Genomic DNA, 14,127 nt, shown 5'->3' with positions numbered 1-14,127 from the left:
AACGCCCAATTCGGCTCTCAGGCAGTCACATTCACGGCCACAGTGACTAAACAGTGACCCCACCGTGACTTTTGGCACCTGCTGATTCTCCCTATTTCGACATAACCTGGGATCGTCAATCACAAACACCCAAAGGTTTTATTATGATCTCAATGATAGATATTCTCAGCGGTGCCCCTTTTTGGGCCTGGCTGGTACTGGCCTATGGTCTGACGGTTGGAATCAGGGGGCTTCAACCCCGTAAGATCAGCATGAGCAAGAATGTGCTGCTCACCGGTTTTTTTCTGTATTTGAGCGTCTCTTCACTCATTCATGCTTCCCGACAGTTTCCCTCGATAGGCATTGTGTGGCTGATCGCAGCGGCAATTGGTGCGACGATCAGCTACTGCTTCTTAACTCCGCCGCCAATAGCCGAGCTGTCAGATCGTCGTGGGCTTATGGTTCAAGGCAGTGTCACATCTCTGATCATCTTCCCAATCATATTTATGGCTAAATTTACCTATGGGGTAATGGTCGCCATAGCCCCTGATATGTTGTTGAATATCGGCTTTGAAGTTGTATTTTTTACAATTACTGGTCTGTCTACAGGAATTCTGGTGGGCAGGACCACTTGTTACCTCAGACATTACGTGGAACTGAATCCAGGAAGTTAATATGAATCCAGCGCTTTTGTGGACCCTGCGAATATTTATCTACGCGACCTTGATACAGGCTCTCCTACGCATGTATACAGCAGGCGTGACCGTCATATGGGCCTGGAGTATAGGCGCGATAGTCTTTGCTCTGTTACTGCCGATCGGACAATGGAAAAAACGCTGGTCTCCGTACATGATCATGGCTGTTCTGATTGTTGAAGGAATCTTCGCCATGATTGGAATGCTTCTGACCCCGGTACCCGGTGTGTTGCAGTTTGCGTTTTTTATCCTTTTGACGTTGTCAGCGCAGCTTCCAAGACCATTATCGATTTTATCGTACCTGTTGTTACTGCTGATGAACCACCTTCCTTTTGTCCTGGTCTCAAATGGCCAGGCAAATGTGGATTTCATATTCGACCTGTTGCCTGGTCAATTGGTCTTCATTGCCTTTTCTGAAATATTCTGGCAATCCCGCAGAATCATCGAAGAAAACCGCAAGCTCATTGATGAGTTGGTTGAAGCCCAGCGAGAACTACACCCAGAACATAAACCATCGGCTGAAGCTGTGGTTTTCTCCAAACGAGACAAAGAAGTACTCGCACTCATTGCCAAAGGCTTCAGCAACAAAGAAATCGCTGAACGTTTGTTTCTTGCCGAAGGCACTGTCAAAAACCGGGTCAGCATGATTCTGGAAAAAACCGGAGTACGCAATCGTACCGAAGCGGCTCTAAAAGCACGGGAAATTGGAGTGCTCTGATTGCTAATTGCGAAACATTGCAGACAAACCGGCTACCTCTTAGTCATGACTCAGACGATGTGAAAGTTATTTTTATGGATAACAGAATTTATGAGCATACCCAATAAACAGATTAGAGCCGTTTATGACGATAAAACTATTCGGGTCTATCAGGCTTACAGTGCTGCAATTGCCGATTCAGCTCTTGAATACGGAACCTTCAAATCACCGCCGTTCAAGATGGAGCGCATGACCTGGATTAAGCCTTCTTTTCTGTGGATGATGTATCGCTCTGGGTGGGGCAAAAAAGAGAGTGCTCAGCAAAGAATTCTGGCCATCGACATTACCCGGGAAGGTTTTGAATGGGCGCTTGAACATAGTCTGTTGAGCCATAAAGCCAAGCATTACGCAGACAAAGACGAGTGGTTAAGAATAAAAAAAGCCACACCGGTTCGTATTCAATGGGACCCGGAACGTGACTTACAGTTGCAGCCTCAGAAACATCGTACCATTCAAATTGGTCTAACCAATGAAGCGGTGCCGCTCTATATTAATGAGTGGACACAAAAGATTGCGGATGTCTCCGATTTGGCAGCAGAGATACACGAATTGGTTGAGCAAGGAGAGTTAGCCGCCGCTGAACGGCGGTTGCCTGTTGAGATGCCTTTTAACGTTACAGAACCGATATTCAGGCATCTACATGACTCAGAAACAGAGGGAGAGCAGAATTTTAACCATGACTGTGCGGCGATCGAGTGACCGGTTATCGACAGCTTGCGATTAATTTTTTTCCGCATATTGTTTTTGGCGGAAGAAATCGATAAACGCGCGTAGCGGGTTCGGTGTAAGACGGCTTAAAAAATAGAGTCTTGGAGCTTGTTAGGCAGCAGTACGAAAGCTGCCTTCATCCAGTACGGTGAGAAAGACGACCAGGTTGTTTTCAGTTGGATTGTTCTTCACATAGAACAGCTTATTCCAATATTACAGAATTACCAGGTAAGCCTAGCCTTTATTTTTCTTTATATGATCTTGTTGCTGTTTATGTTGGTCAACAGCATCTTTTATCAGCTGTCTCAACAGGCCTCGTGGTGTTGGAATATATGGTGTTACATGATGCTCCGGTAGGTTCATCATATCTGCAGGAAAATAGGTGTTTTCATAGACTATGTTCATACCTTTTGAGTGAGCGAGATAAACCAGGGCGATTCCATACTGGCTGAAAAAATGTTGATCAATACGCCAAAACATCGCGTTTGAATTTATCTGCTTTGGATAATGCTCGTTGATATGATCCAATGCTTTGATAAAGGCTGATTCGTTTCGATCCCAGATAGCTTGCATTGCATTAGCATAGCCCAAATATTTTAAATTTGATTTATTACCACTTCGCTTATGAAATTCAGCCAGCCACTTTTTTCCTTCCTTCTCGATATCCAGAATTAAATACTTTAAAGAAAGTGTCCATTCAACGCTATAAGGTGGAGGTTCAAAGCTACCTTTTAGCTTCTCAGTGCTACAGTATTCCGCCATTTCTTTTGCAAGAGAGACACTATTAAAACTCAGAGCGAGTGAAAAAAACTCATGGTAGTATTCCCAGCGATTTAAATTATAAATATTTTTTCCTTGCTGAGAACATTCGAACAAACCAGCTAAACGGGCAATGGATGAGTTGCTTCTTTCAGAAAATTGTCTGATATCTTTCTTAGCAACCCACGCACTAACAGCACCTGTATACATGAATGTTGCGGTTGAAAATGTATGAACCCCATTTTTATTTTTTATTTTGTTTTTTTCTAAGGATAGATGATGGTTAAGTTTCGTAGAGTATTCATCGTATAAACGAGTTATTTGCTCAAGTGATGTTTCTTTCATGTTGTGGATACCGATTCAGCGAAGTCATGAACAGTTATAAAATCCAAATCGGACTGAGAGATAAGCAAAACCTCTTTTTCGTACTCCGCAATTCCATATACGCCTATTCCAGGTGAATACTGAAAATTTACTGCTATATTCTGCCATGTATTTTCTTCCCCATCTAATAAACAAGTCAGTCGTCCAGGCGCATTCACCGTTCTCAAGTTTTATACACAACATTTTACCTATTTCAGGTTCAAGAAAATAACATAAGCAAATACCATCTGAACATTTAAAGCATTGAACTGGTATCACTTTTTGCAAGGAAAGTACGACTTTTTTTTGCCGTTCTCTAACATTGTCGTACATTCTGCATGGTGGAGTCGATGATCTCACTCTTGTTGTAGAGTTTGTGGGTCTCGGAGTCGATCTTGCCGCTGTTGTGCTGCTTTTTTGAAATTCACGTAACTAAAGATACATTGATCAAAAATTACGTCGCAGAAGGTAATATGAAGTATCGATTTATTAAATTCACAACGAGTAAACATGTCACCAAATATGGTGCCTGTAAATTTTACATCATCTAAAATCGACTCGAGAGCCTCAACATGGGTAAATTGTCCAAACTTTAAAAACGATCCCGCTAGGTCCACCTTGATCAATTTAAAATCTCTTAAGGACCGGACGAGTTCCACATACCGGAAACTATTTTTGTTGTCTATTATTCCAAACGGACTCTCACTGAACTGTTCGCCATTAAATGGCGAATTCCAGCGTTTTTAGTCATAGATAATATTCACTAACATTATGGCTTATAAAGCATGATCGTTTGACGATGCTTTATAAGGTTTCTAAGGTGCTTATGTTCTTTGGAACTGAGATCTTGAGTGACATCTGGAAAATCGGTTCCGCCATCATAGCCCACTAGAGAATATTGATTTATACCAGCTGGAACGGGAGCAAAATAATAAGTATGACCTGCTTCGGCATTAAACTTAAACACCCAATTCCAATTAGACTTGACACCCAAGACAATTTCTTCTGACCTTTGTATATGCACCGTATTAGAACCCGGCTTAATATAAACTGCTTTAACAAAAGCATTTACTTTTTCATCATTCACTTTTTGAATAGAGGTGAAATTTTCACCAGCCGTCCATATAATGGCTAATCTATCCGTACTTTCTAATTCACCTTCGTAAGCGTGTTTGACGGATTGCATCGCGCAGGCATTTAATATTAATGCGGTAAACAGAAATAAAGCATACTTCATAAATATAAAATCTCACTGAATTTAAATAGTTCTAATTTTATAATCTCGAAAAACCAAACTGCTATGGTTTTTCACTGCATGAGAGTTACTTGGTTGTTTAGAGTTTTTTAGTTATATCAACAAAATATACTAATGTGGTCAAGCAAATCTGACCAGCTCAAATAAAAAGCTTTCAATAGTGTTGCATACTCGTCGTTGGTCATGACGACTGATAACATCCTGCGCAAAAAATCGACTTATTTTCGGGGGCTATTTTTGTACTTGCAGAAAATTAAGAAAACGCCTTGGATCACTGTTGTCCCGTTAACTTACACAAAGGGAGGCCTGTATTCATTCAATGATTTATAATCGTTTCACCACAAAACATCATAAAACAAGAGTGAAACAGGCCATGGGCCATCATAGATTATGAATGGTATAACCAATTGGAAAATAAAGGTATTTTCTTTGTAACATGTCTGAAAAGTAACGCCTCTTATCGTGTTGTTGAACGTCATAAAACGATCATATCTAAAGAAATTTCCTCTGATCAAGTGATCGAATTTACTGGTTCGGTAACTGCGAAAAGGTGCCCGGTTCGGTTGCGGCGTGTTGGATCGCGTAGCGAATTCGCTGTAAGACGGCTTGGAAAATAGAGTCTTGGAGCTTGTTAGGCAGCAGTACGAAAGCTACCTTCATCCAGTACGATGAGAAAGACGACCAGGTTGTTTTCAGTTGGATTGTTCTTCGCATAGAACACCTTATTCCATACTCAAACGTTAATGCAATCATCTGATACTGATTAAATTTTTGCAGACCGTATTGCTTGGGCATATCCTGATGATGAATCAGTTGTTGCTCCTTAAATACAAAAAAATCGGCCAGAAATGCAGGTTGTTGCCACAGGCCACTGTTAGAATTTATACGCTTGAATAAGGTGGCGAGCACCTCGCTCTTGCTCAGCAGGTTCTCACTTTCGGGGGGTGCAACATCCTGAAATTTTTCCAGTAGTATCTGCGCCATTGCTTTCACGTTATAGCGGAAGCCATGGATAAAACCTGATGTGGATTTTTGATAGTCCAGACCATGCATTAATGTCCCTGCAAAGTACAAGTTGCTGATATTGCTTGACTCAAATGAGTGAGTCAAAGACGGATATTTGCCGTTATATTGGGTGTCAGGCATGCAGTTCCTGGCAAAAATTGAGGTATCCAGCTTAAAGCCTGCACAGCAAATCACGCTATCGTAGACTATTCTCTCGATTTCGTTTTCAGCATGGCAATATTCCAGCGTGACTTCCAGTTGATGGTTGGCTGTAGGGGAGATCGCACTGATTCTGGCATCCAGTAGCGCGTGCTGGGACTTCAGCTGATACATGTCCAGAATATTATTGTTAACGGCTCTCAGGTGACCAACATAATGGGTTTTCCAGGCAAATTGCAGCGGTTCCGGGCTGCAGAGATGAATCAGTGCGGCGGAGCCGGCAATATGATCAGCACTCTCGAAGGCTGAATTTCCCTTACCAATAATTAAGACCCGTTTGTTTTCAAACTTTTCTGAGTCAATGGACACATTCGCATACTGCTCGGCATGCTCAATACCGGGGATGTCAGGCACATTTACAGTATGCAGGCCCGTTGCAACGATGACACAGGCTGCTTCCTTGACTCGTCCATTTTCTAAAGTCAGCCGGAATTTGGCGCCAGACTTCTCGATCTTGGATATGCCGCAATTCAATGAGACATTCAGGCCATGATGCTGCTTGAAATCTTCCAGATACCTGCACATCGAATCAGCATTTGGAAAAAGCTCTTTGTCATAATCCGTAAATTTGGGACCATCTTTGGCAAGTAGGCTATTCCAGTCATGTCTCAAATTATAATCCGGGTCTGAACTGCCGGTGAAACGCTTGTTAATCGAAATCAGCTTTCTGTGACGCGGATACATAGAGAAACTTGAAGCTATGGCATCGGACTTTTCAAACACTTCGTACGAGCATTTATTGTTCAGACAATAAGCCATTTGAAGTCCGGCCGGACCAGCACCAATAATTGCAAAATCTAACATATTAATACCTGTTCCATTTGATTAATGTCTAGAAAAAAGCCCCACCTTTCGAATTAACAACTTTCGATTCAGAGCTGTCGTTGTAGCGCATCAATACGCCGCCATTGCGACCTGAAAAAAGCAACTGGCCAAATACGATATTCGATGAAGTACCGGTAACAACCGGGTTGCAGTAGCGTTGAAGTACATAGGACTTCGGCCTGGCAGCAACTTTGTTGACTAATTGCTCCCACGTCTTGATATCTGTATTTAATCCAATATGAACCCCATTTCCTCCTAAACCAACGGCTTCCTTGATCACATACTCTTGTCTTTCGGCCAACAGCTTTCTGCAGTCCAATTGCTCGGGGAGACGGGACTCCGATAAAAATTTACAGTCAGGATGTCCGTAGCTATATAAATACGCCAGCAAACGCTTGCTACCCAGCATTGAGAACACTAAAGGTGAGATCAGGATCACTTTTTGACGTCTGTGATAATCAATCAGCTGTCCAAGAACATTTTGCTGATTGGCCTCTAAAAACTGATCCTGAGTGATGCATAGATAAATAATATCTGCCTTTTTACCTTGAACATATACGCCATCATTGTGGAAGCGAATCGCGTTTAAAGCGCATACTTCAGACTAGACGGTTTTTTGCTGATTCAAAAAATGGCAGGCTTCGTAAGGGTGCAACACATCCATGTCGGATTCTATGCAGGCTAGATAAAGTTTTGCGCCTGAAGCGTATGTGTGATTTTTTAGCATGTCTTCCAGTAAGGATGAAAGACATTGGGTTGGTGTTACAATTGCCCGATACTGTTCATCTTGCCCGGCAAGCACCTGACAATAACGATCCACCATACCGATGCCCCCGAGAGAGGGGCTGATATTGGCTTCGATGACTTTGAAGCCATCTGCAGGTTTCAGGACATCGATCCGCATAAATTGTGAGGCCAGCAGTATATCGGCTTCATTTAAGAAAGGTTGAATCAGAGGCTTCAAAACCCAGATCTTCAAAGAGGGCGTCAGTCGTTTTGACTCTGATTAGCTCCAGTAAGCATTCGGTCAACGCGGTACGTACTGCCTGACATGTTAACAACAATTCATCATAAACCGCTGTGCTTGCGCGAAACAGCAATGCTCCAGGGCGAATGCTCAGATAATCGCTGTGATATTTTGCAAATGTCTCAGGACTTATCTGATGATGGGTGATAGTGGAAATCATGGGCTGCCAGTTCCTGAGCACGATAATTTAACTTTCTCGGAGTATCTAGAAAGACCTAACATGATCGCGGAAATGGCCATGATCAGTGTGACGATGATGCTCACCGTGAACTGCGACTGTTCGTGCAAAAAAGTGGAATAGAGCATAGCACCCAATAAAATGCCGACACCTTCCAGAGCGAAGAAAACCGGAAAGGCCGCACCGTCTTCATCGGAGTGAAGCATCAAAGCTGTTTCCAGCGATATGTCTGTCACAATGGAGCTGGCGTCGTAGAGTGCTACGAAGATAAAAAACACCATGATGCTGGGGGCGCTCAACATGGTCGCCATAAAAACCACTGACACGATGTAGGCCAGGGTCAGCGTATTTAAGGCGCTGCCGGGGTTTAAGGGAGAGCGCTTCAGTTTTCGCCTGAAAGACATGCCCGCCAAAATAGCGGCCGCCCCGCCGGCACTATAGGCCCAGCCAAGCCAGGAGGCATCTAATTGAAGATCACGAAACACCAGGGCGCTGAAGCCAACCATGGCAATGCCATATCCAAGCTGACGCACAAAGCAGACTCTCAGTAACAGGCTGACTTTTGTCTTTTTTGTAAACATCCTGAATGCCAGCAGCAATGGATTCGCTTCGCTCTGGTTTATCTTGCCAGATAAGAAGCCTCGGGGCAGGAAGGCGAATAAAAGAATGGCCATGAAATAGGATATGCCATCGAGCATCAAGGTATATGTGGTACCGATCAAGCTGATCAGTATGCCTCCGGTGGAAGCACTGAACAGCATTGTCAGTTCCCGCGCAATTGTGAAAGAAGCAGTGTTTTTGCCCATATTCTGTTTGTTGGAGAGCTGCCTGACAGAAGACATTCTTGCCGGATCGATTAGGGAATCACCGATACTGATCAGAACCAGCAATGGGTAAATAATCGCCACGCTGTGTAGCGGACTGGTGACGGCCAGAGTCAAGACAGAAAGACAGGATAGCAGGCTGCCTGACAGCAAAAGGGTCTGCTTATTGATGGCGCTGATATGGTGAATAAAGAAAATATTAACCAGAAATTTAGGCAAATACCGTATTATGATGCTGAAGCCAAGGGAAGCCGTGGTTCCGGTGATATCATATAGCAACCCCATGACAGCGAGCATTCGAAACCAGGAACCGATATTACTGATCAGGTATCCGCTTAGCAGTGCTTTAACACCCTTGGATTTTAGCAATTCAGACATAAGAAACCTTAACTGTATATAAATTGTGATAGTTACATTGATGTAGCATGGACTGTATTTAGATCGTAATATCGTAGCTGCCAACAGCCCCAAAAGTCAGCGTTCCTTGTGCGGTTCCAGAAAAATAATTTGTCCGCATCTGCTAAATTCATGTTGAATATTGAGCGGAACTGCGGCTTCATGACCGTTGTATAATTGGATATCCGTGTAACTGTCTGCGCGTTTGTTATGCTCAAGCAGACTATTGAGTTCGTCTGTTGTTTTAAAGAAATAAATACGGCTTTGACGTTCACAGGTGCTTTCAATCCGATCCAGGCTTTTGCTGAATAAATAATTGACGAATATTTCCATGGGCTGGATGCCGAGGGATTTTTCCAGCAACAGTGGAATGCTGTCGCCACCAAACCGGCTATGAATCTCGACGGTATCGATGGCATCGTGATTGTGTATTGGTCAAGCCCAACCGGACACTTTTCTAAACTGATTTTCATATTCAATCGGCGACATATCTCTATTCGCCGTATGCAGCCTTTCTATGTTGTAATATTTCATGTAAGCCGCCACATCCTGTTTCATATGCTCTCGCGTTGGCTGATGCACCTTGAACAACCAGTCATGCTTGAGGCTGCCAAAGAATCGTTCGACGACCGCATTGTCCCAACAAGCACCTACATCACCCATGCTCGCTCGCATACCATAGCTGTTCAGTAATTTTCGATAGCGTCGGCTTGTATATTGCGAACCCCAGTCGCTATGAAAGACCAGCCCTTTGGGTGGTTGACGAAGATTATCGGCCTTAATCAACGCTTTCTCTACCAGGTCGCTGGTCATACGCTTATCAATATGCCAGCCAACGATACGTCTTGAGTAAAGGTCCATCACAATCGCCAAGTACATCCAGCCTTCGCCGGTTTTCAAATAGGTAACGTCACCTGCCAAACTTCGTTCGGAGCCACTGGATTAAAGGTTTGATTCAGTCGGTTGTCGGCAACAGCATCTGTATGTTTGCGCTTCGTGGTAACCTTATATGCCACTCTCTGCTGAATAATCAGCTTGAGTTTTTTCATCAACCTTCGAACTTTATAGCGACCAATTTGATAGCCTTCTTTGCGTAGCTGCTTCATCATTTCCCGACTGCCTAAGCTCTCTCTGCTGTCTGCAAAGAGCTGTTTCATGCGGCGGTATCGCGCCTGTGTTTCCGCACTGATTATTTCGCCTGGACGCTTCTTCCAGTCATAGTAAGCAGACTTGCTCACTTGCATGACCCGGCAAAGCATCACAACTGAATACTGCTCAGACTCAGCCTTGATGAATTCAAACTTTACTTCACTTCTTTCGCAAAGAAGGCGCTGGCCTTTTTTAAAATCTCCTTCTCCATGCGCAATGCTTTCACTTCTTTGCGCAGACGTTTAAGCTCATCGCGTTCGTCTTCGACCAAGGCTACACCTTCTCGTTGAACTTCAATTTTTTCTTTCCACTTATAGAGCAAGCTGCTACCAATACCCAGTAATTTCGCTGCCTGCGCTACCGAATACCCTTGTTCCAACCAAAGCCACAGTTTCTTCTTTAAACGCTTTGGTATATTGTTTGTGAGTGCGTTTCTGACTCATACTGACACCTTAACTAATTGACGATTGTCTCTCAATTAAGTGTCCGGTGCTATTAGACCACTACAGTATTTAGTGGGATGGGAACAATGGGCAATTTTGAGTACTTCTTAGAGTTGGAGTCCTGATAATTCTAACACGCATTTAAAATCCGGATGACGAAGGGGTTTTTGGTGATTACAGTGGTGGAGGCGAACGCCACTGATTGATGAGCGGCTGAAAGAGGAAAGCCTCGATTGATAAAATAAACAACAACTTACCGCTCTTTCCTGAGTGACCTTTTCCATAAGTGACATTGCTCAAAAACCGGCGGGTTTTTTAAACGATCATTTTAAAAAATCATTCTTTGGCGTCATCGCCCAGAGTTTTTTCTGGACCGGATGAATTATCCAATAATTTTTTTGAACCTACGTTATAGATATAAATTCTTTCCTCATTAGTAAATGTAGGAAAACTCATCCTCAATCGCTTCTTTGTGTATTCAAATATCGGAATATCACTACATGAACCAAATTGAGGAGAAACATACACAGGGGTTAATGTCATATCAATCAACTCGAACATAGCAGGACAGCCTGAACCGCCAGAAGGGAGCATTATTAGTGCAACCAGAGCCTTATGTTCAGGAAAAGCCTTTGCAACTTCTGCATTCACTTCTCCATACTCTCGAATTAAATTTTTACCATATAACAACCTCGTATTGTATAAGGGACTTGTATCATCTGTTTGAAGGAGCAAAGGCCCATTCAAGGTTTCAACATCTGTATCTGTATACCAATCCTCAGCGCCAGCGTTGCAGCTATACAAAGTCAATGTCATCCCCATAAGGGCAACATTCATTATTCTCATTTTTTAACCTCAAATTTACTCGGATCAACATGCTTATCAGTATAATCATTTAACCAACTAATATATGCCGTAGAGTAATCATTGTTATTATTCGTCAAATAACTCTTCTGTGTTGTCGCACTAGCATTCCAAGAAAATAATGTTTTTGCTCTATCATCAGTTAAGCTAGGGTTTTTTTCTGTTGCTGTGGGCAAAATAGCCTTAGCTCCTGCTAATCCTTCATGATGTCCAAAATATAAATATTTTGCAGTATCTTTCAGTGTTAAATCGCTCTCAACACGGTTTTCACTTTGCAACGTTTTAAAAATACTTGCGTCATACTGCTGCAGCAGCAGTTATTGCAAGCCGACTATTATATCTAAGATTCAGCAACTCGCTTTTTTACCATCAATGATTTTATTGTGCTCATTAACTAAGCCTTGATCTTTCGCATACTCATTCAAATATGTTCCTGCTTTTCGAGCTTGACCTTTCCATGTGCCACTTAAAAACTGAGTCAATCCCGCTGCCGATGTCTTTCCGTTTTTTGAATTGACATCCCAAACTCCATTATTAACCTGCGCATCCGTTCTATAGTTTTTTCATTCATCAATTAATTCAACATCACTTTTTGTTAATTGTCGTCCATTTAGTTCTGGATGCGCTTCATACAACATTTTATCTGCAATTTTTGTGGCCTCAGAGTCAGTAACCCGAATTTTAGCGGCCTCTGCGTTAATTACAGAAGCTATTATTTTAGGATCAAGAGGAAGTGTTCAGAAAACTGTGTCATTTCTTTAAAATGTTTGTATTAGATAGATGATGCATGAAAAACAAGATTGAATTTGATTTTGAAGCGGCCCTGAAAGCCCTTAAAGAGGGTAACTGTCTCACCGGTAAAGACGGCGTCATGACGCCTTTCATCTTGCCTCGAAAAACCAGAAGGCATTCATGGCAGATCTGAAGTGTGTTTATAAGGTGGCGACCTTGAATGCAGCGGAGATCGCTCTGGATGAACTGGAAGCGAAATGGGGCGACAAATATCCGATGGTGATCAAATCCTGACGAACGAAATGGTCGATATTATCGACTTACTTCCAATACCCGGAGTATGTCCGCAAAGCCATTTACACAACGAATGCGGTTGAGGCAGTACATCGCCAGTTTCGAAAACTGACCAAGACGAAAGGTGGCTTCGCCAACGAGAACAGCTTGCTAAAATTACTGTATGCCGGAATACTGAAAGCATCCGAGCGATGGACGCATCCGGTCCAAAACTGGAACCTCACGCTGTCACAACTGGCGATCCACTTTGAAGGTCGACTGGATGATCACATGGCATTGTGATTTTTAGTTGACACAGAATTTTGAACGCCCTCAGTTTATGGATGTCCTTTTTATTTGTTCTGGACGGGACAAAGAGAGGGGGCTGTTCTATTAGTTCTTAGCTTAATTACAGATTGCTAGCCAACCAACAACTAATCAAATCCTTGAATGCCTCCTTGTTAGTTACGCGAAGAGATAAAGCATTTAGTATATCCACTACCTCAGGCTTACTAATTACAGTGCTGTTTAATTGATACCATGCATCTTCATATCGGTCAGCAGACATTAATCCTTTAACTTCGTTTACTCCTTCGGTTTTCTTCAACCACTCTGGATCACCAGATTCGCTTCCCTTTCCAATAACTGAAGGCAAGTCATTTTTAAAAATACTTAGATTGGCCAAATCCGATACATCTTCACAGTCAGCAAAAATACTTTCCACTTCATCAACAGCACAAAAACCAATTGATTCAGCAAAATGACAAACCTCTTCAGGTGTAGGAACATTACATAAAAAGTCAAAAACCATCCATGCTTTTAACTGCTCCAAATTCCGTGCTATTTCAACAAAAGAAAATTCATCTGCATAAAATTGAATAAAGGTATCTTGCCGACGGCCAAACCAATGTTTAGCGATACCAATATAACCAGGCCAACTCGCACTACTCCACAAAGGTATTAGTACCGGAGGAAATCCAAAGCTTGGATCCGGTGGCGCTTGAACTGTGTAGTCCGGCACCTCAACTAACCCTTTAGCAATATTTACCAATTCTTGTGAATAGCTATATTTAGATAAAAATTCTATATAACCCATTTGTGTTCCTGATTAATCAAAATAGCCAAACGGCGATGGATAAACGCTAGAATCAACCAATTGCTTTAGCTTGGCAATGACGGTTTGGAATGAACGCTAACTTTCTAACCAACAACAGGAAGTTGTCAGCCAAAACGATAGCCGATATTTATAAGTCTTGATGGCAGGTGGAGCTGTTCTTTAAATGGATCAAGCAGAATCTGAAAATCAAATCGTTTGTTGGTACGAGTAAAAATGCGGTGCTTACTCAGATCTGGATCGCCATGTGCGTTTATCGGGTCACCGCCCATAGTCTTTAGAGCGGCTGAATAATCACATAGTTCTGGGATGTTGAGCTGGTATAGAATTTTGAACCCTCTCTTTTAAAGGGGGCTTAGTATTTAGATACGGCAGTTCATCGAGGCTGTATTGATAGTTGCCGTCGGCATCAGCGGTCAGTGCGATCTGATGCTCAAAGCTCAGGCCGCTGCCGGCTTCGCGCCAGTAAAGCTGTAGTCCGGTAGCATCCATGTCACTGGTCAGCAGGCTGTCCAGCGCCAGTTGAATCTGGCTGTTGTAGTGCGATGGCCGCTCAATCGGG

Annotated in this window: 16 protein-coding genes and 3 pseudogenes; 6 read left to right on the top strand and 13 right to left on the bottom strand. The window is 42.8% G+C overall.

The features are described from left to right. Positions 1-143 precede the first annotated feature (143 nt). The 3 genes from ACQY6I_RS06365 (at position 144) to ACQY6I_RS06355 (ending at position 2,130) form a co-directional block, all read left to right on the top strand. Positions 144-653 (top strand): DUF6622 family protein, encoded by a 510-nt coding sequence (locus ACQY6I_RS06365; RefSeq protein ID WP_428240634.1) that lies wholly within the window; start codon positions 144-146, stop codon positions 651-653. 1 nt (position 654) lies between these two features. Further along, positions 655-1,392, top strand: coding sequence for a helix-turn-helix domain-containing protein (locus tag ACQY6I_RS06360; RefSeq protein ID WP_428240633.1), 738 nt, complete (start codon positions 655-657; stop codon positions 1,390-1,392). Between the two features lie 90 nt (positions 1,393-1,482). Then, a complete protein-coding gene (locus ACQY6I_RS06355) occupies positions 1,483-2,130 on the top strand; it encodes a DUF4291 domain-containing protein (RefSeq protein WP_428240632.1) in 648 nt (215 codons plus the stop codon). A gap of 243 nt (positions 2,131-2,373) precedes the next feature. Here the strand turns inward: ACQY6I_RS06355 and ACQY6I_RS06350 are convergent, their stop codons facing one another. From ACQY6I_RS06350 to ACQY6I_RS06300, 11 genes and pseudogenes are all read right to left on the bottom strand, one after another. Next, on the bottom strand, positions 2,374-3,243 hold the full coding sequence (locus tag ACQY6I_RS06350; RefSeq protein ID WP_428240631.1) for a hypothetical protein: 870 nt from the start codon (positions 3,241-3,243) through the stop codon (positions 2,374-2,376). A 787-nt stretch (positions 3,244-4,030) separates the two neighbouring features. Next, positions 4,031-4,498, bottom strand: a complete 468-nt coding sequence (locus tag ACQY6I_RS06345; protein WP_428240630.1) for a hypothetical protein — start codon at positions 4,496-4,498, stop codon at positions 4,031-4,033. Positions 4,499-5,041: 543 nt separating this feature from the next. Then, positions 5,042-6,544: an NAD(P)-binding domain-containing protein gene (locus ACQY6I_RS06340; protein WP_428240629.1), complete on the bottom strand. Its 1,503-nt coding sequence runs from the start codon at positions 6,542-6,544 to the stop codon at positions 5,042-5,044. A 28-nt stretch (positions 6,545-6,572) separates the two neighbouring features. Further along, on the bottom strand, positions 6,573-6,974 hold the full coding sequence (locus ACQY6I_RS06335) for a hypothetical protein (RefSeq protein WP_428240628.1): 402 nt from the start codon (positions 6,972-6,974) through the stop codon (positions 6,573-6,575). A 195-nt stretch (positions 6,975-7,169) separates the two neighbouring features. Then, positions 7,170-7,529 carry a hypothetical protein gene (locus ACQY6I_RS06330; protein ID WP_428240627.1) on the bottom strand — a complete coding sequence of 120 codons (360 nt, stop codon included), beginning with the start codon at positions 7,527-7,529 and terminating at the stop codon, positions 7,170-7,172. Further along, positions 7,498-7,752: a hypothetical protein gene (locus ACQY6I_RS06325; protein WP_428240626.1), complete on the bottom strand. Its 255-nt coding sequence runs from the start codon at positions 7,750-7,752 to the stop codon at positions 7,498-7,500. The genes ACQY6I_RS06330 and ACQY6I_RS06325 overlap by 32 nt, the downstream gene beginning before the upstream one ends. After that, complete coding sequence (locus tag ACQY6I_RS06320; protein WP_428240625.1) at positions 7,749-8,972, bottom strand: MFS transporter; 1,224 nt, start codon at positions 8,970-8,972, stop codon at positions 7,749-7,751. Before ACQY6I_RS06320 ends, ACQY6I_RS06325 begins: the two co-directional genes overlap by 4 nt. A gap of 96 nt (positions 8,973-9,068) precedes the next feature. Further along, positions 9,069-9,323 (bottom strand): hypothetical protein, encoded by a 255-nt coding sequence (locus tag ACQY6I_RS06315; protein WP_428240624.1) that lies wholly within the window; start codon positions 9,321-9,323, stop codon positions 9,069-9,071. 102 nt (positions 9,324-9,425) lie between these two features. Continuing rightward, positions 9,426-10,582 (bottom strand): annotated as a pseudogene (locus ACQY6I_RS06310) (IS3 family transposase). A 336-nt stretch (positions 10,583-10,918) separates the two neighbouring features. After that, positions 10,919-11,428 (bottom strand): hypothetical protein, encoded by a 510-nt coding sequence (locus ACQY6I_RS06305; protein ID WP_428240623.1) that lies wholly within the window; start codon positions 11,426-11,428, stop codon positions 10,919-10,921. After that, complete coding sequence (locus ACQY6I_RS06300; RefSeq protein WP_428240622.1) at positions 11,425-11,724, bottom strand: hypothetical protein; 300 nt, start codon at positions 11,722-11,724, stop codon at positions 11,425-11,427. Before ACQY6I_RS06300 ends, ACQY6I_RS06305 begins: the two co-directional genes overlap by 4 nt. Positions 11,725-12,233: 509 nt before the next feature. On the opposite strand from ACQY6I_RS06300, the gene ACQY6I_RS06295 reads away from it, so the two are divergent. Together ACQY6I_RS06295 and ACQY6I_RS06290 are read left to right on the top strand one after the other, a co-directional pair. Beyond that, the gene (locus tag ACQY6I_RS06295) at positions 12,234-12,371 is read left to right on the top strand and encodes a hypothetical protein (RefSeq protein ID WP_428240621.1); all 138 of its coding nucleotides are present in this window, start codon (positions 12,234-12,236) and stop codon (positions 12,369-12,371) included. Beyond that, positions 12,314-12,754 (top strand): annotated as a pseudogene (locus ACQY6I_RS06290) (transposase); the annotation flags it as partial. The gene ACQY6I_RS06295 and the pseudogene ACQY6I_RS06290, both read left to right, overlap by 58 nt. A gap of 106 nt (positions 12,755-12,860) precedes the next feature. Here the strand turns inward: ACQY6I_RS06290 and ACQY6I_RS06285 are convergent. Continuing rightward, positions 12,861-13,547 carry a hypothetical protein gene (locus tag ACQY6I_RS06285; protein WP_428240620.1) on the bottom strand — a complete coding sequence of 229 codons (687 nt, stop codon included), beginning with the start codon at positions 13,545-13,547 and terminating at the stop codon, positions 12,861-12,863. A 101-nt stretch (positions 13,548-13,648) separates the two neighbouring features. On the opposite strand from ACQY6I_RS06285, the pseudogene ACQY6I_RS06280 reads away from it, so the two are divergent. Continuing rightward, positions 13,649-13,834, top strand: a pseudogene (locus tag ACQY6I_RS06280) (transposase); the annotation flags it as partial. Between the two features lie 25 nt (positions 13,835-13,859). On the opposite strand, the gene ACQY6I_RS06275 reads toward ACQY6I_RS06280, so the two are convergent. Further along, positions 13,860-14,127: hypothetical protein (locus ACQY6I_RS06275; protein WP_428240619.1), on the bottom strand; the 268-nt coding region annotated here is incomplete at its 5' end.

The sequence above is a fragment of the Gynuella sp. genome (genome assembly GCF_050297175.1).
In the GTDB taxonomy this organism is placed as follows: Bacteria; Pseudomonadota; Gammaproteobacteria; order Pseudomonadales; family Natronospirillaceae; genus Gynuella.
Note: the sequence above shows the minus strand (reverse complement) of the source record. Positions and strands in the feature narration are given on the sequence as shown.

What these genes read in the sequence shown, in the direction of transcription:
- ACQY6I_RS06350 (WP_428240631.1), bottom strand. Translation starts at nt 3,243, where the DNA reads ATGAAAGAAACATCACTTGAGCAAATAACTCGTTTATACGATGAATAC.
- ACQY6I_RS06340 (WP_428240629.1), bottom strand. Translation starts at nt 6,544, where the DNA reads ATGTTAGATTTTGCAATTATTGGTGCTGGTCCGGCCGGACTTCAAATG.
- ACQY6I_RS06285 (WP_428240620.1), bottom strand. Translation starts at nt 13,547, where the DNA reads ATGGGTTATATAGAATTTTTATCTAAATATAGCTATTCACAAGAATTG.
- ACQY6I_RS06325 (WP_428240626.1), bottom strand. Translation starts at nt 7,752, where the DNA reads ATGATTTCCACTATCACCCATCATCAGATAAGTCCTGAGACATTTGCA.
- ACQY6I_RS06295 (WP_428240621.1), top strand. Translation starts at nt 12,234, where the DNA reads ATGAAAAACAAGATTGAATTTGATTTTGAAGCGGCCCTGAAAGCCCTT.
- ACQY6I_RS06335 (WP_428240628.1), bottom strand. Translation starts at nt 6,974, where the DNA reads ATGCTGGGTAGCAAGCGTTTGCTGGCGTATTTATATAGCTACGGACAT.
- ACQY6I_RS06320 (WP_428240625.1), bottom strand. Translation starts at nt 8,972, where the DNA reads ATGTCTGAATTGCTAAAATCCAAGGGTGTTAAAGCACTGCTAAGCGGA.
- ACQY6I_RS06365 (WP_428240634.1), top strand. Translation starts at nt 144, where the DNA reads ATGATCTCAATGATAGATATTCTCAGCGGTGCCCCTTTTTGGGCCTGG.
- ACQY6I_RS06315 (WP_428240624.1), bottom strand. Translation starts at nt 9,323, where the DNA reads ATGGAAATATTCGTCAATTATTTATTCAGCAAAAGCCTGGATCGGATT.
- ACQY6I_RS06360 (WP_428240633.1), top strand. Translation starts at nt 655, where the DNA reads ATGAATCCAGCGCTTTTGTGGACCCTGCGAATATTTATCTACGCGACC.
- ACQY6I_RS06355 (WP_428240632.1), top strand. Translation starts at nt 1,483, where the DNA reads ATGAGCATACCCAATAAACAGATTAGAGCCGTTTATGACGATAAAACT.
- ACQY6I_RS06345 (WP_428240630.1), bottom strand. Translation starts at nt 4,498, where the DNA reads ATGAAGTATGCTTTATTTCTGTTTACCGCATTAATATTAAATGCCTGC.
- ACQY6I_RS06305 (WP_428240623.1), bottom strand. Translation starts at nt 11,428, where the DNA reads ATGAGAATAATGAATGTTGCCCTTATGGGGATGACATTGACTTTGTAT.